This is a genomic window from Pseudomonas sp. AOB-7, from assembly GCF_003696305.1.
Classification (GTDB): domain Bacteria; phylum Pseudomonadota; class Gammaproteobacteria; order Pseudomonadales; family Pseudomonadaceae; genus Aquipseudomonas.
The window spans coordinates 301,559-324,964 of the sequence record NZ_RFFK01000002.1; the positions used below are offsets into that span (position 1 = coordinate 301,559).

At 67.9% G+C, this 23,406-nt stretch carries 18 protein-coding genes; 7 read left to right on the forward strand and 11 right to left on the reverse strand.

What is annotated here, in order from left to right:
• Positions 1 to 4: 4 nt before the first annotated feature.
• The 11 genes from EA796_RS05785 to tssA form a co-directional block, all read right to left on the reverse strand.
• The gene (locus EA796_RS05785) at positions 5 to 439 is read right to left on the reverse strand and encodes a DUF6484 domain-containing protein (RefSeq protein ID WP_122107886.1); all 435 of its coding nucleotides are present in this window, start codon (positions 437 to 439) and stop codon (positions 5 to 7) included.
• A gap of 35 nt (positions 440 to 474) precedes the next feature.
• Positions 475 to 2,700: a type VI secretion system Vgr family protein gene (locus EA796_RS05790; protein WP_122107887.1), complete on the reverse strand. Its 2,226-nt coding sequence runs from the start codon at positions 2,698 to 2,700 to the stop codon at positions 475 to 477.
• Between the two features lie 29 nt (positions 2,701 to 2,729).
• The gene (gene tssH, locus EA796_RS05795) at positions 2,730 to 5,432 is read right to left on the reverse strand and encodes a type VI secretion system ATPase TssH (RefSeq protein WP_122107888.1); all 2,703 of its coding nucleotides are present in this window, start codon (positions 5,430 to 5,432) and stop codon (positions 2,730 to 2,732) included.
• A complete protein-coding gene (gene tssG, locus EA796_RS05800; protein WP_122107889.1) occupies positions 5,425 to 6,462 on the reverse strand; it encodes a type VI secretion system baseplate subunit TssG in 1,038 nt (345 codons plus the stop codon). Before tssG ends, tssH begins: the two co-directional genes overlap by 8 nt.
• A complete protein-coding gene (gene tssF / locus EA796_RS05805) occupies positions 6,426 to 8,285 on the reverse strand; it encodes a type VI secretion system baseplate subunit TssF (protein WP_122107890.1) in 1,860 nt (619 codons plus the stop codon). The genes tssG and tssF overlap by 37 nt, the downstream gene beginning before the upstream one ends.
• On the reverse strand, positions 8,282 to 8,794 hold the full coding sequence (gene tssE / locus EA796_RS05810; protein WP_122107891.1) for a type VI secretion system baseplate subunit TssE: 513 nt from the start codon (positions 8,792 to 8,794) through the stop codon (positions 8,282 to 8,284). The genes tssF and tssE overlap by 4 nt, the downstream gene beginning before the upstream one ends.
• 2 nt (positions 8,795 to 8,796) lie before the next feature.
• Entirely contained in the window at positions 8,797 to 9,582 is a 786-nt protein-coding gene (locus EA796_RS05815; RefSeq protein ID WP_122107892.1) for a type VI secretion system accessory protein TagJ, read from the reverse strand.
• A 162-nt stretch (positions 9,583 to 9,744) separates the two neighbouring features.
• A complete protein-coding gene (locus EA796_RS05820) occupies positions 9,745 to 10,233 on the reverse strand; it encodes a type VI secretion system tube protein Hcp (RefSeq protein WP_031303038.1) in 489 nt (162 codons plus the stop codon).
• A 77-nt stretch (positions 10,234 to 10,310) separates the two neighbouring features.
• Positions 10,311 to 11,807 (reverse strand): type VI secretion system contractile sheath large subunit, encoded by a 1,497-nt coding sequence (gene tssC / locus EA796_RS05825; protein WP_021443732.1) that lies wholly within the window; start codon positions 11,805 to 11,807, stop codon positions 10,311 to 10,313.
• 16 nt (positions 11,808 to 11,823) lie between these two features.
• Complete coding sequence (gene tssB, locus EA796_RS05830; RefSeq protein ID WP_003245007.1) at positions 11,824 to 12,339, reverse strand: type VI secretion system contractile sheath small subunit; 516 nt, start codon at positions 12,337 to 12,339, stop codon at positions 11,824 to 11,826.
• A gap of 56 nt (positions 12,340 to 12,395) precedes the next feature.
• On the reverse strand, positions 12,396 to 13,418 hold the full coding sequence (gene tssA, locus EA796_RS05835) for a type VI secretion system protein TssA (RefSeq protein WP_122107893.1): 1,023 nt from the start codon (positions 13,416 to 13,418) through the stop codon (positions 12,396 to 12,398).
• 375 nt (positions 13,419 to 13,793) lie between these two features.
• Between tssA and tagH the strand changes: the two genes are divergently transcribed.
• The 7 genes from tagH to EA796_RS05870 all read left to right on the forward strand — a co-directional run bounded on the left by tagH (position 13,794) and on the right by EA796_RS05870 (position 23,403).
• Positions 13,794 to 15,218, forward strand: a complete 1,425-nt coding sequence (gene tagH, locus EA796_RS05840; protein WP_122107894.1) for a type VI secretion system-associated FHA domain protein TagH — start codon at positions 13,794 to 13,796, stop codon at positions 15,216 to 15,218.
• 68 nt (positions 15,219 to 15,286) lie between these two features.
• The gene (gene tssJ / locus EA796_RS05845; RefSeq protein ID WP_122107895.1) at positions 15,287 to 15,754 is read left to right on the forward strand and encodes a type VI secretion system lipoprotein TssJ; all 468 of its coding nucleotides are present in this window, start codon (positions 15,287 to 15,289) and stop codon (positions 15,752 to 15,754) included.
• A 20-nt stretch (positions 15,755 to 15,774) separates the two neighbouring features.
• Positions 15,775 to 17,109, forward strand: a complete 1,335-nt coding sequence (tssK, locus tag EA796_RS05850) for a type VI secretion system baseplate subunit TssK (RefSeq protein WP_031303387.1) — start codon at positions 15,775 to 15,777, stop codon at positions 17,107 to 17,109.
• A gap of 6 nt (positions 17,110 to 17,115) precedes the next feature.
• A complete protein-coding gene (locus EA796_RS05855) occupies positions 17,116 to 18,477 on the forward strand; it encodes a DotU family type VI secretion system protein (RefSeq protein WP_122107896.1) in 1,362 nt (453 codons plus the stop codon).
• Positions 18,474 to 21,989 (forward strand): type VI secretion system membrane subunit TssM, encoded by a 3,516-nt coding sequence (tssM, locus tag EA796_RS05860; RefSeq protein ID WP_122107897.1) that lies wholly within the window; start codon positions 18,474 to 18,476, stop codon positions 21,987 to 21,989. The genes EA796_RS05855 and tssM overlap by 4 nt, the downstream gene beginning before the upstream one ends.
• Entirely contained in the window at positions 21,986 to 22,675 is a 690-nt protein-coding gene (gene tagF, locus EA796_RS05865) for a type VI secretion system-associated protein TagF (RefSeq protein ID WP_122107898.1), read from the forward strand. The genes tssM and tagF overlap by 4 nt, the downstream gene beginning before the upstream one ends.
• On the forward strand, positions 22,675 to 23,403 hold the full coding sequence (locus tag EA796_RS05870) for a PP2C family serine/threonine-protein phosphatase (RefSeq protein ID WP_178082537.1): 729 nt from the start codon (positions 22,675 to 22,677) through the stop codon (positions 23,401 to 23,403). The genes tagF and EA796_RS05870 overlap by 1 nt, the downstream gene beginning before the upstream one ends.
• Positions 23,404 to 23,406: the final 3 nt, after the last annotated feature.

A 23,406-nucleotide genomic window follows, 5' to 3' on the forward strand; every position in this document is an offset into this window, starting at 1 on the left:
CCTTCTAGTTGATCTGCACCGAGCCGCCCTTGATGCGGTTGACCCCGCTGGATCGGCTGGAGAGGTAGGCGCCCTGGATGATCACCTTGCCGGTGCGGGTCAGGGTGATGCTGGCCTTGCCGCAGCGCAGCACGATTTCCCGTTCGGCGCGCAGCTCCAGGCGTTCGTCGTCCAGCTGCACCTGGGGCGCCGCCGGCGCGCTGAGCAGGCGGCCGATCAGCAGCGGGCGACTCGGGTCGCCGTTCTCGAACATCAGCGCGACCTGGGCGCCGATATCCGCGGCAGCCAGCGGCGCCATGCTGCGAGCGCTTACGCCCTGGGCATCGGCGCAACCGGGAAAGTTCACCCGCGGCACGCCGTCCTCGGACAGGGCGAGTAGGGTGCCGATCATCACGCCGTCGAGGCGCGCCTGGCTGGGCAGGCAGTATTGAACCGTCATAAGCTGGGCTCCTGGCCGTGGGTAGAACCGGCCTGCTAGTTCTGCAGAATCTTCTGCCCCTTGACCACCACGTTCTTGCTGGCCTTGACGTTGATCGCGCCGGAGCCGTCGATGGTGATGTCCTTGCCGCGGATGGTGATGGTGCCGTCCTTCTTCATGGTGATGCTGGCCGAGCCGGTGGTCAGGGTGATGGAGTCGCCGGCGGTCAGCGAGAAGTTCTTGCCGACGCTCAGGCTGTCGTCCTTTCCGATGCTGCTGTCGCGGCTCTGGCCGACACTGCGCGACTCGTTCTTGCCGATGCTGGTGCTCTGGTTGCTGCCGATGCTGATTTCTTCGTTGCTGCCGACGCTCTCGGTACGGTTGCTGCCGATGGTGATGTTCTCGTTGCTGCCGACGTTTTCGGTGCGGTTGTTGCCGATGGTGATGCTCTCGTCGCTGCCGACGTTCTCGGTGCGGTTGCTGCCGATGGTGATGCTCTCGTTGCTGCCGACGTTCTCGGTGCGGTTGGCGCCGATGGTGATGTCTTCGTTGCTGCCGACGCTTTCGGTGCGGTTGACGCCGATGGTGATGGATTCGTTGTTGCCGACCTTCTCGATACGGTCGACGCCGATGGTGATGGTCTCGATGTTGTCCACCGTCTCGGTGCGGTCGTGTTTGACGTGCACGGTTTCGTCGTTGTCGATGGTCTTGGTGCGATCGTGGCCGACCCAGTGGGTCTCGTCGTTCTCCACCTCGATGTCCTGGTTCTTTTCCGCGTGGATGAACAGCTGTTCCTCGCCCTTCTTGTCCTCCATGCGGATCTCGTTGAAGTTGGCCGGCGTGCCCTCCTTGCTCGAACGGCTCTTGACCCCGCTCTGGGTGGCGTTGGCCGGCAGGTCGTAGGGCACCGTCTGCTCGGCGTTGTAGACACGGCCGGTGATGATCGGCCGGTCCGGGTCGCCTTCGAGGAAGCTGACGATCACCTCCTGGCCGATGCGCGGCAGCTGGATCGCCCCCCAGTTCTTGCCGGCCCAGGCCTGCGACACGCGCATCCAGCAGGAGCTGTTCTCGTCGGACTGGTCGTGGCGATCCCAGTAGAAGTGCACCTTGACCCGGCCATACTGGTCGGTCCAGATCTCCTCGCCGCTGGGCCCGACCACCATGGCGGTTTGCGGCCCACGGACGATGGGCAGCGGCGTCAGCGGCAGCGGGCGGAAGGCCTGGCTGGCGTCCATGCAGTCCAGCTCGCTGGTGAACTGCTCGCTGCTGTCGCCGAAGCCGGTTTCGTAGGGCTCCTGGTGGATGCGGTAGCGCGCGCCCACCACCAGGTATTCGCGGTTCTGGTCGGCGCGCTCGTAGCCGCTGAGCTTGAACAGGTGCCCCGAGCCCAGGCCGCGGGCGCGGCCACGCAGCTGCACGCGTTCGAAGCGGGTGTGGATGGCCTCGATGCGCGTGCGCGCGTAATGCTCGCCGTCTTTGCTCTGCACGTACTCGCCGGGGTAGTCGAACAGCGGGTATTCGGCGTTGCTGTGGCTGCGCGACACGCTGGAGCGCACCTCCAGGCTGGCGCTGGGGCGCTGGAAATCGTAGTCGGTCAACGCCAGGGCGCCGGGCTGCACCTCGCGCGCCAGTTGCCAGTCGTAGAAATGATCGCGCTCGCGCATCTGCTGCTCGGGCGGGAAGAAGGGCACCGAGGCGTAGCCCTCCACCGTCGAATGGGCGCCGTAGGCATCGGCCAGCACCAGCACGTGGCGCGCCTTTTCGTGGCGGAAGTAGTAGTAGATGCCTTCCTGCTCCATCAGCCGGCTGACGAAGTCGAAGCTGGTTTCGCGGTACTGCACGCAGTATTCCCACTCGCGGTAGCTGCCGCTGAGGCTGTCCTCGAAGTCGGAGAACCCCAGGTCGCGGAACACCTGCTTGATGATGTCCGGCACCGTCTTGTTCTGGAAGATGCGGCAGTCCGAGGTGCGGCTGAGCAGCCACAGCCAGGGCCGCAGCGTCACCTGGTAGCCGGCGTACTGGCCGGTGCCGACGGTCTGCCGGCAGGCACAGACGATGCCGTGGAAGTAGCGCTCGCCGCCGTCGTACAGCTCCAGTGCCAGGCCCATGGGTTTACCCAGCAGCTGGTCGAACTTGACCGAGGCGTCCTCAGAGGTCAGCTCCAGGTGGTACTGGAAGGGCCGTCCGAGTTCCTCGCTGCCTTCCAGGCTCTGCAGCAGCAGGACATTGGCGCCCAGCGGGCCGTTGACCTGCACCAGGCGCTGGGATTGGGTCAGTGCCATCTACGTTCTCCCTTGGCGATCACGGCCTGCTAGTCGAAGCGGTAGCTGAACTGGCCATTTTCGGCGCCGATATGCACACCGGCCAGCGGCTTGCCCTCCAGCAGGCGGCCGAGAAACTCGCGCGACAGGTCCGGCAGCAGGCTGTTGGTGAGGATGGCGTCGATCTGCCGGCCACCGCTCTCGGCCTCGGTGCAGCGCGACACCACCAGGTCGAGCACGCTCTGCTCGTAGTCGAACGGCACCTTGTGCGTGGCCTCCACACGCTTCTTGATGCGGTCCAGCTGCAGCCGGCTGATGCTCTCGAGCATCTTGTCGCTCAGCGGGTAGTAGGGGATGGTCACCAGGCGGCCGAGCAGGGCCGGGGGGAACACCTTGAGCAGCGGCTCGCGCAGCGACTTGGCGATGGCCTCGGGGTCCGGCATCAGCTCGGGGTCGCTGCACAGGCCGGCGATCATCTCGGTACCGGCGTTGGTGGTGAGCAGGATCAGGCAGTTCTTGAAATCGATCATGCGGCCTTCGCCGTCTTCCATCACGCCCTTGTCGAACACCTGGAAGAAGATTTCGTGCACGTCCGGGTGGGCCTTTTCCACCTCGTCCAGCAGCACCACGCTGTAGGGCTTGCGCCGCACGGCCTCGGTCAGCACGCCGCCTTCGCCGTAGCCGACGTAGCCGGGCGGGGCGCCCTTCAAGGTGGAGACGGTGTGCGCCTCCTGGAACTCGCTCATGTTGATGGTGATGACGTTCTGCTCGCCGCCGTACATGGCCTCGGCCAGGGCCAGGGCGGTTTCGGTCTTGCCCACCCCGGAGGTGCCGGCGAGAAGGAAAACGCCGATCGGCTTGCTCGGGTTGTCCAGCCCGGCGCGCGAGGTCTGGATGCGCTTGGCGATCATGCTCAGGGCGTGGTCCTGGCCGATGATGCGTTTTTTCAGGTGCTCGTCGAGGCGCAGCACGGTGTCGATCTCGTTGCGCGCCATGCGCCCGACCGGGATGCCGGTCCAGTCGGCGACCACCGAGGCCACCGCCTGGTAATCGACGGTGGGCAGGATCAGTGGCGTTTCCCCCTGCAGCGCGCTGAGGCGGCTCTGCAGATCCGCCAGTTTGCCGTGCAGCGCCTGGCGTTCGTCGTCGCTCAGCTGCGGGCTCGGCGGCTGCGCCTGGGCCGCGCCGGTGGTGTCCACCGCTTCGGCGGCGGCGCGCAGGCTGGCGCGGGTCGCCAGCAGCTCGTCGACCAGGGCCTTTTCCTCGCTCCAGCGGCTTTCCAGGGCGGCCAGGCGCTCGCGCTCCTCGGCCAGGGCGCCTTGCACGTCGCTCTGGCGGCTGCCGATGGCGATGCCGATGGCCTGTTCTCGGGCGATGATGGCCAGCTCGGTTTCCAACGCCTCGATCCGCCTGCGGCTGTCGTCCACCTCGGCCGGCACCGCGTGCAGGCTGATGGCGACGCGGGCGCAGGCGGTATCCAGCAGGCTCACCGACTTGTCCGGCAGTTGGCGCGCCGGGATATAGCGGTGCGACAGCTTGACCGCGGCCTCCAGCGCCTCATCGAGAATCTGCACCTTGTGGTGCTGCTCCATGGTCGAGGCCACGCCGCGCATCATCAGGATCGCCTTGTGCTCGGACGGCTCGTCCACCTGCACCACCTGGAAGCGCCGGGTCAGCGCCGGGTCTTTCTCGATGTGCTTCTTGTATTCGGCCCAGGTGGTGGCCGCCACGGTACGCAGGGTACCGCGGGCCAGCGCCGGCTTGAGCAGGTTGGCGGCGTCGCCGGTGCCGGCCGCGCCGCCGGCACCGACCAGGGTGTGGGCCTCGTCGATGAATAGGATGATCGGCTTGGGCGAGCTCTGCACGTCCTCGATCACCTGGCGCAGGCGCTGTTCGAACTCGCCCTTCATGCTCGCCCCGGCCTGCAGCAGGCCGACGTCGAGGGCGCGCAGCTCGACATCCTTGAGGCTCGGCGGCACGTCGCCGGCGACGATGCGCAGGGCGAAGCCCTCGACCACCGCGGTCTTGCCGACGCCGGCCTCGCCGGTGAGGATCGGGTTGTTCTGCCGGCGGCGCATGAGGATGTCCACCAGTTGGCGGATCTCCTCGTCGCGCCCGACTATGGGGTCGAGCTTGCCGCTGCGCGCCTGCTCGGTGAGGTCGACGGTGAAGCGCTTGAGCGCCTCCTGCTTGCCCATGGCGCTGGGAGCCATGGCGCCGCTGGCTTCGCCCGGCGCGCCGGCGGCGCTGAAGCCGTCGCTGGCGCCGAGGCCGTTCTCCGGCGAGTTGCCGACATACTCGTCGAAGCGCTCGATCAGGCTCTCCACCTTGATCTTGTCGAACTCGCGGGAAATCGCCGTCAGCGCGTGGCGCAGGCTCGGCGTCTTGAGGATGCCGACGATCAGGTAGGCGGTGCGCACCTGGCTCTCGCCGAACATCAGGCTGCCGTAGACCCAGCCGCGCTCGACCGCTTCCTCGACGTGGGAGGACAGGTCGGTGATCGAGGTGGAACCGCGCGGCAGGCGATCCAGCGCCTCGGTGATGTCCTTGGCCAGGCGCGCCGGGTCGAGGCTGAACTGGCGCACCAGCTGGTGCAGGTCGGAGTCCTGCAGCTGGAGGATCTGGTGCAGCCAGTGCACCAGTTCGACGTAGGGGTTGCCGCGCAGCTTGCAGAACACCGTGGCGGCTTCGATGGCCTTGTAGGCCAGGCTGTTCAACTTGCCGAACAGCGCGGCGCGGCTGATCTCACTCATGTTCGCAGCTCCTCGAATCGGGGATGGATTGGCTGGCGTAGTCGCGTACCAGCGAGAGGTCGTCGGGGTCGTGCAACGGGGTGCCGAGCCAGGTGTTGAAGCCGAGCTGGGTGCCACCGTCGAGGTCGATGCGCGGCACCTCCTGGCAGCGCAGCACCAGGTTGACCTCCCAGTCCAGCTCGTCGCCCTGGTGCTCGGCGACCCAGGCGGCCAGCTCGGCGAAGTTCTCCTGGCCCGGCAGCAGGCGCTGGTACTGCTCGAGGCTCAGCGGGCCGAGGCGGATGCGGAACTTGTGCTGGCGATCCCATACGTGGGTGCCCAGGCACAGGTCGCTACCGAGGGTGCAGGCGGCCGCGCCGACCTGGCTGTACTGCGGCAGCTGCAGCCACTGGCCGACGTATTCCTCGATGCGCACCGGCACCTCGAAATAGGCTTCGAGGATGCTACGCAGGCCGTCCGGGTAGCGGGTCTGAGCGGCCAGGTGGCCGCTGAAGTGCAGGCTCGCCGAATCGGCCAGCGGGCCCTGGCCGAGCAGGCTGGGCATGCCGCGTCCGGACAGGGCGGCCAGGCGCATCGACCAGTAGTCGTCGTCCGGCCGGTCGTGGCTGACGGTGGGCCGTGCCTCGGCCCAGGCGCGGTAGAACAGGGTCAGCAGGCGATGGTGGAAGACGTCGAGAAAGCGCTTGAAGGTGGCGTCGCCATTGTTGCGCTGGCGCTCGCGGGCGTACTCGGTCAGGTGCAGCGGCAGCGGCCCGTTGGGGCCGGTGAGGCCGAAGAAGAACTGTTCGATACGCGGCACCGGGCCCTGGTGCACGCTGGCCAGGGTCGCCGGGGCGAAGCTGCAGTCGGGCTGCTGGCCCAGGCGCAGCGGATCGTCGGCCAGGCGCACGGAGCGGCCGATGCGCGGCTGCGCCACGGCCGCGCATTCGATACGGCGCAGCGCCTGGAAGAAGTCGTAACTCCAGGGCGCGGCGGCCATCTCGGCGGCGCCGCTCAGATGTTCGGGCGGCGACCCGGTTGTGCCTGCCATCGCATGACCTCTCCGCGCTCGGTGGTGCGCAATACCGTTTCGGTAAAACTGTTGATCGACACGTAACGGGCGAGAAAGCGCTCGAATACCGCGCCGAGCAGGTATACGCCGGTGCCGCGAAAGGCGTTCTCGTCGAATTCCAGGCTGATCTCCAGGCCGCGGCCGAACACGATCGGCCCGGGCATCGGCAGGCGCCGCGTGCAGGGGCTGCTGCGCACCTCGCGCAGGCCCTCGATCTGCAACTGCAGCGCCGAATCGGCCGGATCGCCGTACAGGCGCAGCAACTCGCGCAGGGCCGCGGCGCCCTGGCCGCGCTCGCTGAGCGACAGGTAGTTGAGCGACAGCTGGCTGATCAGCCGCCAGGCGCTGGCATCGTGGGCGCGGCTGGCGCGCGGCCGGCTCGGCCCGGCCAGGCAGCGCACCGCCTGCACCGGCGCGCTGTCTTCGAGGGTGAAGTCGCTCTTGCCGGTGCCGATCGGCATCAGCAGCGGCAGGTCGCGGTTGGTGCACAGCGCGCCGATGCCCAGTTGGCGCAGGTCGTGGCGGTAGGGCGCCTGGTTGACGTCGACCAGGGATACGAAGGTCTCGCTGCCGACGTAGGTGGAGCGCGGCCCGCGCCGGCGCGCCTGGCTGGACAACCGGCGCGGCTCGCGGCGCACCACGTAATAGGCCTGCTCGCGGCCGTAACGGGCCGGATCGCGAATGGCGTAGAAGGGCTGAAACGGCTGCTCGGGGCCGCTGCCGTGGCCGCTGACCTGGGTCAGCGAGTGGATCTCGAAGTCCAGCGGGCGGGTGCGGTCGGCGATCACCTGATGTTCGTGCACGCGGTCGCTGAGGTGGATGCGGTCGGCGCGGCGCGGGAACAGGTTGACCGCCGGGGTGCAGAAAGGCACGAACTGGGCGGCCGACACCGCGCCTTCCAGGCTGCTGTCCAGGCGGGTGAACAGCACCACCAGTTCCAGCTCCTGGGCGTTGCAGCGCGCCACGCCGCGCGCGAGGCCGGCGAACTCGACGAACAGGAAGCGATTGGGCAGGGCGAAATACTCCTGCAGCAGGCGGTAGCCCTGGAAGGCGCGCGGCACCACCGGCAGCACCGCGTCCTCGTCGTCGAAGCCGCGTGCCTGGATGCCGCTCAGCGGCAGGCGTTCGGCCCATTCGCCATCGACGCTCTTGATAAACAAGGCGCAGGCGTTGCCCAGCAGTTGCTCGTAGAGGCGGAACGGTTGCTCGTCGGCGCCGCCGAGAAACAGCGGCAGGCTGTCCAGCGCCAGGGCCTTGAACGGCATGCCGGCGCCGCATTTGAGACGGATGCGCAGGCCGGCCTTGGCTCGCGGTTCGGCCGCGGCGAGGCGGCCTAGGGCGGTGGCCGGGTTGCCGAAATACTCGGCACGGCTGACCTCCAGCGGCCACAGGGTGACGTCATGGCAGGTACGGTACTCGCAGGCGGTCTGCTCCTCGTGGCCGAGCTGGCCGCGCAGGGCGGCGCCGCGTTCGACGCGAAAGCCGCTGGCCAGCGAGCCCTCGTCGGGGTCAGCGCACAGTTGCACCACGGCCACCGAGGGCGTCGGCGCCAGGTAGTGCGGGTAGGCGATTTCCAGCAGGTTATGGGTGAAGGTGGGGTACTCGGCGTCGAGTTTCAGGTGCACGCGCGCGGTGAGGTAGGCGAAGCCCTCCAGCAGGCGCTCGACATAGGGGTCGGCGCAGTCGATGCCGGACAGGGTCAGGCGGCTGGCGATCTTGGGGAACTCGGCGGCGAACTCGGCGGCGCTCTCGCGGATGTGCTGCAGCTCCTGGTTGTAGTAGTCGAGCAGGCGCGGGTTCATGCGCGCCTCCTGCCGTCGACCGGGGCGACCTTGATATGCCCGGTCTCCAGGTCCAGATCGGTGGACAGCAGCAGGCGCAGCGGCACGGGCTCGGCCCACAGGTCGGCCTCGATCTCGAAGCTCAGCGCGTTGTGGTTCATCTCGTCGCTTGCCAGCTGCGCGCGCACCCGTAGCGAGCCCTGGAGCAGGCGTGGCTCGTAGGTTTCGATGATCTCGGCGAGCAGGCTCTCGACCAGCTGTACGTCGATGCTCGAGGCGGTGTGGCCGGACAGCGGCGGCAGGCCGAAATTGATCACCGAGGTGCCGGCCGGCATCTGTGCCGCGGTTTCCGGGCCGAACAACGCGGTGGTGTTGAGCAGCCAGGCCAGGTCGCGCAGTACCGAGGCCTTGAGCTGGTTGAGATTCATCACCCGGCGCTCGGCGCTTTCCTTGGGGTTGCTCGGCTCGTCGTCGGTGAGTCGATCGAGCAGCGAAGGCTGCAGTCGCTCCTGCAGGGTCAGCTCGGCCATGCTCAGGCGTCCCCGGCGGCGAAGCGCAGGCTGCGCAGGTCGAACAGCGCGGTTTCGCCCCGGTCGGTGGCGAACAGGCGCTGGCCGATGGGCAAACCGTTGTCCTGCCAGTCGACTTTGCGCGCCAGGCGCGCGGCGTCGTCGCCGAGTTCGATGGTGTCCGGGTAGCGGCTGGGAATCAGCGCCACGGTGGTGCCGCCGTTGCGTAGGGTCAGCTCGGCCGGCATCCACACCAGGTCGCGCAGGTCGCTAGGCGCCTCGCAGCTGAGGCTGACGAGGTTCTCCATCGGCAGCCAGACGTAGCGGCCGTTGACTATCAGCTCCAGCACCGGACCGAGCCGCGGATCGGCGTCGGCGCACCAGGCGAAGGGTTCGTCGTTGAGTTCGCCGGCGATGGCCGGGGCGGCGTCGAAGGCCTGCTCGCGCAGCTGCGCTGCGGCTTCGGCATGACCTTCGGCATCCAGCTTGAGGGCCTGGATCAGCGGTGCCAGCCAGTCCGCCGGCTGGCCCAGCAGCACCGGCGTCAGGCGCCCGGCGAAGACTTCGCCGCGCAGCGCCTCGCATTCCAGGGCCGTGCGGTAGGTCTGCACCATGGCCAGGGCGCCGGCATCCAGCTCGCCGGCGACCTTGAGCTGGTTCTGTGCGCGGCCCCACTGGCCGAGCACGGCCAGCAGTTGAAAGAGGAAGACGCGCAGGGCGGGGTTGGACGGCTGGCTGCGCACTTGATCCTGCAGGGCGCCCAGGGCCTCGTTCAGCTGACCGGCACGCACAAGTTCATCGGCATTCATCGCTGCGTCCTTCCGTTCATGTGCCGCGCAGCAGTGGCGCTGCGGGCCGCGGGTGTCCCGGCCTTTGGCGGCGATACCAGACGTGCGCGCCGAGCGCCTGCGCTGGTGCCATGGCCGACGAAACGAGCGCCCGGCGCCGCAGCGGCGCCGGGCGGTCATGCCTCAGATCTTGACGTTTTCGCGGATGTTCCAGCCGTACTTGATAGGGCCGCCGTCCTTGCTGCCGTCCTGTTTCTGCGGTTGATAGTCGACCTGAACCTGGCCGAAGTTGAGGGTGACGTTCTCGGTCAGGCGATCCTCGCCGCCACTGCCGCCGGTGCTGATGGACGACACCAGCACTTCCTTGAGGGTGATGATCAGGTACTCCACCGGATCCTCGCCGCCGGCTTTGCGGATGGTCAGCTTGGCCTCGGGGTAATGCTTGCCGCTGGAGCAGGCCATCATCAGGTTGGGCGAGGACTTGTCGATCCACTTGGTCAAAGAGATGTCCTGGATACTGACCTTGCCGGCGCCGCCACCACCGCCCACATGCATGCTGCCGGACTGGGACATGCCCCAGCTCCAGGCCAGTACGTCGATTTCCTTGGCGTGGGTCTTGTCGGCGGATTCTCCGTCCACATCGCCGATCTTGATAAACATATCAACAGCCATCATGCCTCCTTGGTGGCTCGCGCCACGCTACGTGGTGCGGTATCCGCCGCCGTGGCGGATACCAATGTGAGGGTGGATCAGGCGCCTTTGGCCGAGGGCAGCTTGGAGACCAGGCGCAGGGACACCGTCAGGCCTTCCAGCTGGTAGTGCGGGCGCAGGAAGAACTTCGAGTTGTAGTAGCCGGGGTTGCCCTCGACTTCCTCGACCACCACCTCGGCGGCGGCCAGTGGGTGCTGGGCCTTGGTGGTTTCAGTGGAGTGCGCCGGGTCGCCGTCGACGTAGTTGAGAATCCAGTTCTGCAGCCAGCGCTGCATGTCGTCCTTCTCTTTGAACGAGCCGATCTTGTCGCGCACGATGCATTTGAGGTAATGGGCGAAACGGCAGGTGGCGAACAGGTAGGGCAGGCGCGCCGCCAGGTTGGCGTTGGCGGTGGCGTCGGGGTCGTCGTACTCGGCCGGCTTCTGCAGCGACTGGGCGCCGATGAAGGCCGCCAGGTCGGTGTTCTTCTTGTGCAGCAGGGGCATGAAACCGTTCTTCGCCAGCTCGGCCTCGCGGCGGTCGGAAATGGCGATCTCGGTCGGGCACTTCATGTCTACGCCGCCGTCGTCGGTGGGGAAGGTGTGCGCCGGCAGGTTCGGCACCTCGCCGCCGGACTCCACGCCGCGAATGCGCGAGCACCAGCCGTAGAGCTTGAACGAGCGGTTGATGTTGACCGCCATGGCGTAGGCCGAGTTGGCCCAGGTGTACTTGCTACTGTCGGCGCCGGCGGTGTCCTCCTCGAAGGCGAAGGCATCCACCGGGTCGGTCTTGGCGCCATAGGGCAGGCGGGCGAGGAAGCGCGGCATGGTCAGGCCGATGTAGCGCGCATCCTCGGACTCGCGCAGCGAGCGCCAGGCGGCGTACTCGGGGGTGGTGAAGATCTTGGTCAGGTCGCGCGGGTTGGACAGCTCCTGCCAGGAGCCCATGCCCATGACGGTGGGCGATGCCGCGGCAATGAACGGCGAATGCATGGCTGCGCAGACCTTGGACAGCTCGCCGAGCAGCTCGACGTCCGGCGGCGACTGGTCGAAGTAGTAGTCTCCGACCAGGCAGCCGTAGGGCTCGCCGCCGAACTGGCCGTACTCTTCCTCGTACATCTTCTTGAAGATCGGGCTCTGGTCCCAGGCGGTGCCCTTGAACTTCTTCAGGGTCTTGTGCAGCTCGCCCTTGGAGATGCTCATCACGCGGATCTTCAGCTGCTCGTCGGTCTCGGTGTTGTTGACCAGGTAGCTCAGGCCGCGCCAGGCGCTTTCCAGTTGCTGGAAGTCCTGGTGGTGCATGATCAGGTTGATCTGCTCGGTGAGCTTGGCGTCGATGGCGGCGATGATCGACTCGATGGACTTGATCGCATCGTTGGAGATCAGGTCGGTCTTTTCCAGCGCATGTTCGGCCAGGGTGCGCACCGCGGTTTCCACCGCCTCGCGGGCGCGCTCGGTCTTGGGTTTGAATTCCTGCAGCAGCAGCGACGCGAAGTCGCTGGTCTCTTCGGTAGCAGTCCCGCCCTGGGCCTGCTGTTCGGTCATCGGTTCGGCCATGGTCTGCGTCCTCTAATCAGCTTTGCGGCTCGGAGTCGGTCGGTTTCGGCGCGCTGGCCAATGCCTGCAGCAGGGCCGGGTCCTTGATCGCCTTCATGATCATTTCCTCGGCGCCGGTCTTGCCGTCCATGTAGGTCAGCAGGTTGGCCAGCTGGGTGCGGGCTTCGAGCAACTGGTTGAGCGCGTCGACCTTGCGCGCCACGGCGGCGGGGCTGAAGTCGTCCATGCTCTCGAAGGTGATGTCGAGGCTGAGGTTGCCCTCGCCGGTCAGGGTGTTGGGCACGTTGAAGGCCACCCGCGGTTTCATCGCCTTGAGCCGGGAGTCGAAGTTGTCCACGTCGATCTCGAGGAACTTGCGGTCGGCCACCGCCGGCAGCGGTTCGGCGGGTTTGCCGGCGAGGTCGGCCATCACCCCCATGACGAAGGGCAACTGGACTTTCTTTTCCGCGCCGTAGAGCTCCACGTCGTACTCGATCTGCACCCGTGGAGCTCGGTTGCGAGCGATGAATTTCTGGCTGCTGGGGTTGGCCATCTTGTTCCTCCTGCGCTGCGTATGCGGCTATGGGCTGTGAATGAGGTGACCCGACGCTATTCGCCGTCGGGCCCCCTGAGCTTTTCGAACTGGGAGAAGCCGTCGGGGATCAGGTTGCGCACTATGGTGGCGAAGTCGGCGCTGACCAGCGTCTTGGCCCGGCTCAGCAGCACCGGCACCGGGCTGGAGGGCTCGTGCCGGGCGTAGTAGGCGAGGATGCGGTCGAGGGTCTTGAGCACGTCGTCGCGATTGCCGATTTCGCCGCTGATGCGCGGTGCGGCGGGCGCGCCCGCTGTTGCCGCGCTGGCGCCCTCTGCGGCGGGAGCCGTCTCGGCCACCTCTGCCGCGGTCGCGGCGGGCGCCTGTTCGGCGACTATCTGCACGGCATGCCGCAGCAGTTGCTTGATGGTGCCCAGATCGGCGCCGCGGTCCGAGCCGACGCGCTCGTTGACCTCCCGTTCTATCCCCTGCAGCGCTGCCTGGGCGGCGCCGACCGCGGCGCGGCAGGCCTCGACCTGCTCGGCATCGCTGTCGCGAAAGGCCGCCGCGACCTGTTCCAGGCCCAGGCTTTCGCTGGCGAAGCGCTGCAAGCCGCTGGCATTGAGCGCGGCACGCAAGGTCACGGTACCGAAGGCGCGCGAGCGGATCAGCGGCATTTCCCACAACAGCCGCACCACCGGCTCGGCGCCTATGCCGGCCAGGGCGTTGATGCGGAAGGTGGGGTCGTTGTCGTCCTCGACGTCTAGCATCGGATAGAGGCTGTCCCAGTACTGCTGCAGCAGCGCCTGGATCAGCTGCAGCGCCTGGGCCAGGCCGGGCAGGCCATCGAGGGCGATGCTGCTTTGCAGGTAATAGTTGGCGATGCGCAGATCCTTGCTGCGCGCGAACAGCTCGACGCACAGATCGCGCACCTGGCGCCATTCCGGCGGCTCGGCGGGCAATACCGAATCGCCCATCTGGCGCTCGGGTTGGCCCTGGGCGACGCGCTCGAGTTCGAGGAACGCCGAGTCGTATTCGAGATCGGCGCCACTCGGGGAGTCGGGGGATACCGCGGTCAACAGCTGCTGTACGTCCACCACAATGGGTGATCTCCATATCCAACCTGCTGCGGGCAGGCATACCGTCAGAGCGAACGTTGGACTTCAATCCACATCCTGTGGATTACGTTCTATTCGGAGCGGGGCATGGCCACTCCGATCGAGTTGTTAGAGCAAGTCTTGGCGTTGTTTTAGGCTTGTCAAGAAATTGGCCAGGCGCCTGGACGAACTGTCGAGCGGATTAAGATAGGCGAGCCGAAATTCTTTATTTAGTGTCTTTCGCTATATCGCTAATTACAAAAAAGCAGATTCAAAGTGTTACTCCTGAACAACACTGGTCAACTTTGTGATGCCTATACTCAGGGCACCGGTTGGGGACTCATGCGGTCGATGAGCGAAGTTTTGTAAGGAGTTTGAATGCCGCTGCGTTTGACCATCACCAGTTATCACAAGCTGACGCCCGGGCAGCGTGCGGACATGGAGCTCGACCGCGGCGAGCTGCGCATCGGGCGCAACCCGGAGAACGACTGGGTATTGCCCGACCCGGAGCGCCTGGTATCGGGCCAGCACTGCGTGATCCAGTTCCGCGACGGCACCTATTACCTGACCGACACCAGCACCAACGGCGTGCAACTGGTCAACGCCGGGGTGCGCCTGCACCGCGGCAATAGCGAGCCGCTGCGGGACGGCGAGCTGGTGCGCCTGGGCGAGTACGACATCCTGGTACAGATTACCGGCGCCGACATATCGTCGCCGGGGCTGCCCGCCGCCAGCGATCCCTTCACCGGCTTCGATGCGCTGATGAACCGTCAAGGCGCCGGCGCGCCGAGCATGCCCGCGCCGCCGCCCGCCGCCCCGGCGCAGATGCAGGCGGGCGGCTCGCCGCTGGACACCAAGCCCGACCTGTTCGACTTCCTCGCCACACCGGCGGTACCGCCGCCGAGCGCGCCCGATCATATTCCCGCCGAACGCCACGATTTCCGCCCGCCGCAGGCGCAGGTGCCCGCGCCGCCGGTCGAGGCCAGCCCGGCAGCGGCGCATGCGATTCCGGCGGACTGGGATCCCTTCGCCGAACTGGGCATCGCCGCGGCGACGCCGCAGGCCCCGCCCGCCGCACCGTCGGCGCCGCCAGCGGTGCCGGCTGCCCAGCCTGTGCCAGTGGCCGCGCCGCTGCCGGCCGCCCCAACGGCGCCCGTCGCCGCGGCCGTTCCGCCGGCTGTCGGCACGCCGCAGCCTGGCGCGGCGGCGCCTACCGACGACGCCCTGGAAGCCTTTCTGCGCGGCGCCGGAGTGGCGCAGCTGCGCATCGAACGGGGCGAGGCGCTGGCGCAGATGGAGGCCATCGGTCGCAGCTACCGGCAGATGGTCGAAGGCCTGGTGGACGTGCTGCGCGCCCGCGCCAGTCTCAAGGGCGAGTTCCGCATGGCGCAGACCATGATTCAGCCGGTGGAAAACAACCCGCTGAAATTCGCGCCGAACGTCGAGGAGGCACTGCTGCTGTTGCTACGTTCCGGCAACCAGGCCTTCATGCCGGCCGACCAGGCCATCGCGGAAAGTTTCGATGACCTGCGCGCGCACCAACTGGCGGTCATGGCGGGGGTACAGGCGGCCATCAAACATCTGTTGAAGCGCTTCGAGCCGGCCACTCTGGAGGCGCGTCTGAACAAACCTTCGGGTATTGGCGGATTATTGTCGGGGGGGCGCCAAGCCAAGTACTGGGAACTGTTCACCGAAACCTATGCCGCCATATCCCGGGAAGCGGAGGACGACTTCCAGGACCTGTTCGGCCGCGAGTTCAGTCGCGCCTATGAAGAGCACAGCGCCAAACTGCGTAGAACTTAGTGTTTGTTATGGAGCGGCGGGCTGTTAATTCTGAATTGAAATAATAAAACTTCTAGAGGACGCCAAAGATGCCAAGGATATTGTGGGGAGTGCTGGCCCTGTTGCTGACCGCCTGTGCATCGGAGCCGCCACCGCCTGCGCCCACCGTGGTGCGTCTGCAGATCCAGGCCTCGGCCGACCTCAATCCTGCGCCGGGCGGGCAGCCGGCACCGGTGCGGGTACGCCTGTACGAACTGAAGAGCGGGGCGGTGTTCAGCCGGGCCGACTACTTCTCCCTGGTCGAGTCGGCCAACGCCACCCTGAGCAGCGATCTGGTGGCCCAGGACGAGTTGCTGATCCAGCCCGGCGAACAACTGATCCTCGACCGCACCCTGGACGAACAGAGCCGTCTGCTCGGTTTGGTGGTCGCCTTCCGCGACCTGGACGACTCGGTGTGGCGGCAGCTGGTCAACATCCCGCCGCACCAGACCAGCGTGCTCAACGTCAGCCTCAGCGCGCGCGCGGTCAGCGCCGTGCCCGCGCCGCCGACCAAATAAACCACTCGGGAGATTCGCTCATGTCCTGGAATAACCGAGTGGTGTGGTCCGAGGGGATGTTCCTGCGCCCGCAACACCTGCAACAGCATGACCGTTATCTGGAAACCCTGGTCGACAGCCGCTGCCGGCCGATGTTCGCCGGCGGCTGGGGGTTCTCCGAACTGCAGCTGGACACGGCGCTGCTGACCCAGGGCAAGCTGGCCATTCTCGGCGCCCGCGGCGTACTGCCCGACGGCACGCCGTTCGACATCCCCGGCGATGACGTGGCGCCGACGCCGCTGATCGTCGACCCGCAGATGCGCGACCAGCTGATCTACCTCGGCCTGCCGCTCAAGCGCGCCGGTACCCGCGACACCGTGGAGGAGGGCGAAGCCCTCGGCGGCGCCCGCTACGTCAGCCAGGTGCGCGAGGTGCGCGACGACAACGCGCCGTTCGAGAGCCGCGCGCCGCTGGCCATCGGCGGCAAGGCGCTGCGCCTGCTCACCGAGCGCGACGGCCTCGGCGAGTACGCCTGCATCGGCGTGGTGCGGGTGGTGGAAAAACGCGCCGACAATGCCTTGCTGCTCGACGAGAACTACATCCCGCCATTGCTGGACGTCGCCGCCTCGCCGCCGCTGGCGGCCTTTCGCAGCGAACTGCAGGGCCTGCTGCATCAGCGTGGCGAGGCGCTGGCGGGCAGGGTGGTGGCCTCCGGCGCCGGCGGCGCCTCGGAGATCGCCGATTTTCTGCTGCTGCAGCTGGTCAACCGCGCCGAGCCGCTGATCAGTCACCTGGCCCGGCTCAGCCCGCTGCACCCGGAGGCCTTCTACCGCGAGGCGGTGGCGCTGGCCGGCGAGTTCGCCACCTTCTCCAGCAGCGGCCGGCGCCCGGCCGAGTACCCGGCCTACGAGCACGACGACCTGGCGGCCAGCTTCGCCCCGGTGATCCGCGAGCTGCGCCAGGCACTGTCGATGGTCATCGACAGCCGCGCCACGCCGATTCCCATAGTCGAGAAATCCTACGGCGTGCACGTGGCCATGCTGGCCGACAAGAATCTGCTGCAGGGCGCCAGCTTTGTCCTGGTGGTGCGCGCCGACGTGCCGGCGGAAAACCTGCGCAGCCTGTTCCCGCAGCAGGCCAAGGTCGGCTCGGTGGAGCACATCCGCGACCTGGTCAACCTGCAGCTGCCGGGCATCGCCCTGCTGCCGATGCCGGTGGCGCCACGGCAGATTCCCTATCACGCCGGCTCCAGCTACTTCGAGCTGGATCGCGGCAGCGACCATTGGAAGCAGTTGGCCAACTCGGGGGGCTTCGCCTTCCATATCGCCGGCCAGTTCCCCGGTTTGAACCTGGCCTTCTGGGCCATCCGAGGATAGTTCGCCATGCATCCGATCGACGATCCCTTCGGCGGCCCACCCGGCAACGGTGGCGGCGGCTCGGGCGGCGGCAGCGACCGCACCATGATCATGCCGCGCCCCGGTGGCCGGGCACCTGAGCCGCCCGGCGGGCAGCCTCGCCCGGCGCCCGCAGCCGGGCCAGCCCCGGCCATGCCTGGCGCGCCCTTGCCCAGCAGCCTGGCCCAGGGCCTCAACCCGCTGGAGCGCGCGGCGGCACCGCTGCTGGCGTTGCTGACGCGGCTGCGCAACACCATTTCCCACCCGATGCCGGCCAGCCTGCGCGCGCAGCTGCTGGCCTATCTGCGCCAGTTCGAGGAACAGGCCAAGGGCGCCGGCGTGCCGCAGGACGAGGTGATGCTCAGCCGCTACGTGCTCTGTACCGCGCTGGACGAAGCGGTGCTCAGCACGCCCTGGGGCAGCGGCAGCGACTGGGGCAAGCAGAGCCTGCTGATCACCCTGCACAACGAGGCCTGGGGCGGCGAGAAGGTGTTCCAGCTGCTCGAGCATTGCCTGCAAAACGCCCGGCAGAAGCTGAACCTTCTCGAGCTGCTGTATCTGTGCCTGTGCCTGGGTTTCGAGGGCCGCTACCGGGTGATGAACGACGGCCGCAGCCAGCTCGAAGCGCTGCGCGAGCGCACCGCGGCGACCATCCGCAGCGTGCGCGGCGAGTTCGAGCGCGAGCTGTCGCCGCGTTGGCGCGGGGTCAGCGCGGTGCGCGATCGGCTGTCGCAGTTCGTCCCGCCCTGGGTCGGCGCGGCCATCTGCCTGGCGCTGCTGCTGCTCTTGCTGTTCGGCCTGCGTCTGAAGCTGGCCAGTGACGCCGAGCCGGTGTTTCGCAACATCCATGCCCTGGGCGAGATCCCGGTGCAGACCATCGATCGCCCGCCGCTGCAGCCCAAGCTGATCGAGCGGCCGCGCCTGGCGCGTTTTCTCGAAGAGGACATCCGCGCCCAGCGCGTCGCCGTGGAGGACGCGGTGGACCGCTCGGTGGTGACCATCCGCGGCGACGAGCTGTTCGCCTCCGGCAGCGCCAGCATTTCCGACGCCCTGCAGCCGCTGTTGCTGCGCATCGCCGAGGCCATCCGTCAGGTCAAGGGCAACGTGCTGGTCACCGGCCACAGCGATGACCGGCCCATCGCCACCCTGCGTTATCCCTCCAACTGGAAGCTGTCGCAGGACCGCGCGCAGCAGGTCATGGATGTGCTGGCCGCGCGCAGCGGCCAGCCCGAGCGCTTCACCGCCGAAGGGCGCAGCGACACCGAGCCGGTGGCCTCCAACGAGACCGCCGCCGGCCGCGCGCGCAATCGCCGGGTGGAGATCACCGTATTCGCGGAGGGCAACCTGTGAAGGCCTTCTTCAATTTCTGCGTGCGCTGGCTGGTGCCGCTGCTCGGCCTGCTCGCCCTGAGCCTGGTGATCTGGTTCGTCGGCCCGCTGATCGCCATCGACAGCTACGAGCCGCTGGCCTCGGCGACGGTGCGCTGGATCCTCATCGCGCTGCTGTTCCTGACCTGGATCGGCTTTCGCGTCCTGCGCCTGATCCAGGCCCGGCGCAACGCCGCCAAGGTCATGCAGGGGCTGGTGGCGGTGGCGCCGGATGCCGCCAGCGTGGCCACCGCCGAGGAGCTGGCGACCCTCAAGCAGCGCATGGATGAAGCCCTGCAGCTGCTGAAGAAGGCCAAGCTCGGCGGCCAGGAGCGGCGCAACCTCTATGAGCTGCCCTGGTACGTGATCATCGGCCCGCCCGGTTCGGGCAAGACCACCGCGCTGGTCAATTCCGGACTCAACTTCCCACTGGCCGAGCATATGGGCGGCGGCGCCATCCGCGGCGTCGGCGGCACGCGCAACTGCGATTGGTGGTTCACCGACGAGGCGGTGCTGCTGGACACCGCCGGCCGCTACACCACCCAGGACAGCCACGCCGAGGTGGACAAGGCTGCCTGGCTGGGCTTTCTCGACCTGCTGAAGAACCAGCGCAAGCGCCGTCCCATCGACGGCGCCTTTATCGCCATCAGCCTGTCCGACCTGCTGCTCGGCAGCGAGAGCGAGCGCGCCGCCCATGCCCGCGCCATCAAGGCGCGCGTTCAGGAGCTGTATGCCCAGCTCGGCGTGCGTTTCCCGATCTACGTGATGCTGACCAAGTTCGACCTGGTGCCGGGCTTCATGGAGTTCTTCGACGGCCTCAGCAAGGAGGAGCGCGGCCAGGTCTGGGGCTGTACCTTCGCCCTGGACGACGGCAAGAGCGGGGAAGGGCCCTTGGCCGGCTTCAGGCAGGAGTTCGCCGCCCTGGAGGAGCGCCTGACCCAGCGCCTGGTCGAGCGCCTGCAGCAGGAGCGCGACCCCAACCGGCGCGACCTGATCTACGGCTTCCCGCAGCAGTTCGCCGCGCTGCGCGACAACCTCGCCAGCTTCCTCGACGGCGTGTTCAAACCCAATCCCTATGAAGAGCGGGTGCTGCTGCGCGGCGTCTATTTCACCAGCGGCACCCAGGAAGGCAGCCCCATCGACCGCCTGATCGGCGCCATGGCGCAGAGCATGAACCTGGATCGTCAGCAGCTGGCGCGGCAGACCGGTACCGGGCGCAGCTACTTCATCGAGCGGCTGTTCCGCGAGGTGGCCTTCGGCGAGCGTGGGCTGGTCGGCGCCAACCCCAAGGTGGAGCGTCGGCGCAAGTGGATCACCCGTGGCGCCCTGGCCGCCTCGGTACTGCTGTTCGTCGCGGTCGCCGGCGTCTGGCTGGCCAGCTACAACGCCAACCAGGCCTATATCGCCGAGGTCGACGCCCGCGTGGCGCCGCTCAAGGGCCAGCTTGAGGCCCTGAGCCCGGCGCAGCGCGAGGTGCTGGCGGTATTGCCGCTGCTCAACGCCATCCGCCACGTGGCGGACAATCCGCCGTCCTGGGCCGAGGGCTTCGGCCTGTACCAGGGCGACATGCTCGGCGCCGAGGCCAGCAGCGTCTACCGCAAGCTGCTGATCGCGGTGATGGCGCCGCGGCTGCTGACCCGCATCGAGGAACAGCTGCGCAGCGGCGGCAACTCCGACTTCCTCTACGAAGGGCTCAAGGCCTACCTGATGCTGGCCAGCGCAGAGCAGTACGACGCGGACTTCATCAAGGCCTGGATCAACCTGGACTGGGACCAGAGCCTGCCGCGCGACCTGGCCCCCGAACAGCGCCTGGCGCTCGCTGAGCACCTCGATGCGCTGTTCGCGCGCAAGCCACCACCGGCGCGGCTGGACGAAAACCTGATCGAGGACCTGCGCCGTCAGCTGCAGCAGATGTCGGTGGCGCAGCGGGTGTACAACCGAGTCAAGCGGCAACCGCTGCCCGACGGCCTGGCGGATTTTCGTATCAGCGAAGCGGCCGGGCGCGACGCGGCCCTGGTGTTCACCCGCAAGAGCGGCAAGCCGCTGAACGATCCGCTCAGCGGCTTCTACACCTACCGCGGCTATCGCCAGGTGTTCATGGTCGCCAGCCTCAGCCAGTCCGGCGCACTGGCCGAGGAGCAGTGGGTACTGGGGCGGCCGCTGAGCGACAACCAGGACGCCGCAAGCCTGGCCCTGGAGGTGCGCAACCTGTACTTCCAGGACTTTCTAGGCCAGTGGGAAAGCCTGCTCGGCGATGTCGATTTCGTCGCCATAACCAGCGTGGCCCAGGCCGCCGACGTGATGCGAGTGCTGTCCGGGCCCAATTCGCCGCTCAAGCAACTGCTCGAGGCGGTGGCGCGGGAGACCGACCTGCAGCAGGAAGACCGCCTGCTCGCCGACAAGCTCAAGGCCGCCGACGGCACGGTGGACAAGCTCAAGCAGCAGCTCGGCTCGCTGGTCGGGCAGACGCCGCAGAACCAGGCACAGGCCGCGCCGCAGGTGGACCCGATCACCGCCCGTTTCAACGAGCTGAACAGCCTGGTGCGCAAGCCCGAGGGCAGCAACAGCGCGCCCATCGACGACCTGCTGGCCCAGTTCAACGAGCTCTACGTGCAGCTCAGCGCCATGAGCGGCGCCAGCGGTGATGCCCTGCTGGGCGAGGCGAAGAACCAGGCGGTGGCCTCGGCGCAGCGGGTCAAGCTGGCCGGCGAACGCCAGCCGCCGCTGGTGCAGAACCTGGTCAACTCGGTGGTCAACGCCACCACCAACAGCATGATGGGGGGTATCCGCAGCCAGCTCAATGCCGCCTGGGTGGCCGAGGTGGTCAACGTCTACCGCCAGTCGCTGGCCGGCCGCTACCCGCTGGACAGCGGCAGCACGCGCGACGCCACCCTGGAGGATTTCGGCAACTTCTTCGGCGTCGGCGGGGTGATGGACAGCTACTTCCGCAAATACCTGCAGCCCTACGTCGACACCTCGGCGACCACCTGGCGCTGGCAGCCGGGGGCGGCCGAACGCTTGGGCATAGGCGGCGGCGTGCTGCAAACCTTCCAGCGCGCGGCGGCGATCCGCGATGCCTTCTTCCGCTCCGGCGGCGTGCAGCCCACCGTGCGTTTCGAGCTCAAGCCGGTGGCCATGGACGCGGCGATCAGCCAGTTCATCCTCGATCTGGACGGCCAGCAGATGACCTACGACCACGGCCCCAGCCGGCCGGTGGCCATGCAGTGGCCGAGCCCCAACAGCCTGGGCGTGGTGCGCCTGTCGATCACCCCGCCGACCAGCGCCGGCCGCTCCGGTCTGACCCTGGACGGGCCCTGGGCCTGGTTCCGCCTGCTGGAACAGTCCGACCTGACCCCGGGCGCCTCGCCGGACCGTTTCACCCTGCGCTTGCGCGTGGACAACGCCAGCGTGGCCTGCGAACTGCGCGCCAGCAGCGCCTTCAACCCGTTCAAGAGCCGCGTGCTGACCGGCTTCAGCCTGCCGGAGCGGCTATGACGGCGGGCTTTTACGGCAAGCTGGCCAGTCGCGGCGACTTTCTTCACCGCGGCCTGCCGAGCAGCTTTATCGAGCCCTGGGACGCCTGGCTGGCCAGCGGTATCGCCACCAGCCAGCAGGAGCTGGGCTCGGCCTGGCTGGATGCCTACCTGGTCAGCCCGCTGTGGCGCTTCGCCCTGGCCCCGGGCCTGATTGGCAACGAGGCGGTCACCGGGGTGATGATGCCCAGCGTCGACCGGGTCGGCCGCTACTTCCCGCTGACCGTCGCCTGCCTGCTGGACGCCGACGCCGACCTGGGTTCGCTGCTCGGCGGCCCGGACGCCTGGTACGAGCAGGTCGAGAACCTGCTGCTGGCGACGCTGGAGGAGGGCAGCGAGTTCGAGGCCTTCGAGGCGGCGGTGGCCGCCCTCGACACGCCGTCCTACGGCCGGCGCATGCCGCGCACGCCGGGGTTTCGGCAGATGCATTTCTGCGTGGCCAGCCCGGGCGAGCGCCTGGCCGTGCTGGCCCAGCTCACCTGCGAAGGCGCCAGTCTATGGTGGGGGCGCGGCTCGGAGCATGTCGCCGCCGGCCTGCTGTGCTGCGCTGGGATGCCGGCAGCGCAGGCGTTCAGCGGCCTGCTGCTGGGGGCGGACGTCTCGCCTGCGCCCGGCCTGGCCGCGCAGTTGCAGAGCGAGGGCCGATGATGAGCGCAGCCGCAGTGGAGCAGTACCAGTCCGCCAGCCACAGCCATGTCGGCATGGTCCGCCAGATCAACGAGGACGCCTGCCTGGACGCCCAGGAGGTCGGCCTGTGGGCGGTGGCCGACGGCATGGGCGGCCACGCCGCCGGCGATTTCGTCAGCAGCCTGATCGTCGACAGCCTGCGCCGGGTGGCGCCGGCGCAGCGGCTCGATGACTACGTGCAGGCGCTGCGCGACAGCCTCGACGAGGTCAACCAGGCGGTACGCGAAGAGGCCCGGCGCCGCGGCGTGAGCATGATGGGCAGCACCCTGGTGCTGCTGGTCGCCCGCGGCAGCCAGGCCACCTGCCTGTGGGCCGGCGACAGCCGCCTGTACCGCCTGCGCGACGGCGCGCTGCAGGCCATCAGCCACGACCACAGCTACGTGCAGGAACTGATCGACAGCAGCCTGCTCAGCGAGGCCGAGGCGCGCGAACACCCCATGGGCAATATCGTCACCCGCGCCGTCGGCGCCCAGGAGCGCCTGGAGCTGGCCGAGGTGCAGCTCGAGGTGCTGCCCGGCGACTGCTTCCTGCTGTGCAGCGACGGCCTGACCCGCACCGTGGAGGAACACGAGCTGCAGGAGGTGCTCGGCCACGTCGCCCCCTACGAGATGGTGCGCAGCCTGGTGCACCTGGGCCTGACCCGCGGCGCGCCGGACAACATCACCGCCATAGTCGTCAAAGCCTATTGAAGG

What these genes read in the sequence shown, in the direction of transcription:
- EA796_RS05785 (WP_122107886.1), bottom strand. Translation starts at nt 439, where the DNA reads ATGACGGTTCAATACTGCCTGCCCAGCCAGGCGCGCCTCGACGGCGTG.
- EA796_RS05790 (WP_122107887.1), bottom strand. Translation starts at nt 2,700, where the DNA reads ATGGCACTGACCCAATCCCAGCGCCTGGTGCAGGTCAACGGCCCGCTG.
- tssH (WP_122107888.1), bottom strand. Translation starts at nt 5,432, where the DNA reads ATGAGTGAGATCAGCCGCGCCGCGCTGTTCGGCAAGTTGAACAGCCTG.
- tssG (WP_122107889.1), bottom strand. Translation starts at nt 6,462, where the DNA reads ATGGCAGGCACAACCGGGTCGCCGCCCGAACATCTGAGCGGCGCCGCC.
- tssF (WP_122107890.1), bottom strand. Translation starts at nt 8,285, where the DNA reads ATGAACCCGCGCCTGCTCGACTACTACAACCAGGAGCTGCAGCACATC.
- tssE (WP_122107891.1), bottom strand. Translation starts at nt 8,794, where the DNA reads ATGGCCGAGCTGACCCTGCAGGAGCGACTGCAGCCTTCGCTGCTCGAT.
- EA796_RS05815 (WP_122107892.1), bottom strand. Translation starts at nt 9,582, where the DNA reads ATGAATGCCGATGAACTTGTGCGTGCCGGTCAGCTGAACGAGGCCCTG.
- EA796_RS05820 (WP_031303038.1), bottom strand. Translation starts at nt 10,233, where the DNA reads ATGGCTGTTGATATGTTTATCAAGATCGGCGATGTGGACGGAGAATCC.
- tssC (WP_021443732.1), bottom strand. Translation starts at nt 11,807, where the DNA reads ATGGCCGAACCGATGACCGAACAGCAGGCCCAGGGCGGGACTGCTACC.
- tssB (WP_003245007.1), bottom strand. Translation starts at nt 12,339, where the DNA reads ATGGCCAACCCCAGCAGCCAGAAATTCATCGCTCGCAACCGAGCTCCA.
- tagH (WP_122107894.1), top strand. Translation starts at nt 13,794, where the DNA reads ATGCCGCTGCGTTTGACCATCACCAGTTATCACAAGCTGACGCCCGGG.
- tssJ (WP_122107895.1), top strand. Translation starts at nt 15,287, where the DNA reads ATGCCAAGGATATTGTGGGGAGTGCTGGCCCTGTTGCTGACCGCCTGT.
- tssK (WP_031303387.1), top strand. Translation starts at nt 15,775, where the DNA reads ATGTCCTGGAATAACCGAGTGGTGTGGTCCGAGGGGATGTTCCTGCGC.
- EA796_RS05855 (WP_122107896.1), top strand. Translation starts at nt 17,116, where the DNA reads ATGCATCCGATCGACGATCCCTTCGGCGGCCCACCCGGCAACGGTGGC.
- tagF (WP_122107898.1), top strand. Translation starts at nt 21,986, where the DNA reads ATGACGGCGGGCTTTTACGGCAAGCTGGCCAGTCGCGGCGACTTTCTT.
- EA796_RS05870 (WP_178082537.1), top strand. Translation starts at nt 22,675, where the DNA reads ATGAGCGCAGCCGCAGTGGAGCAGTACCAGTCCGCCAGCCACAGCCAT.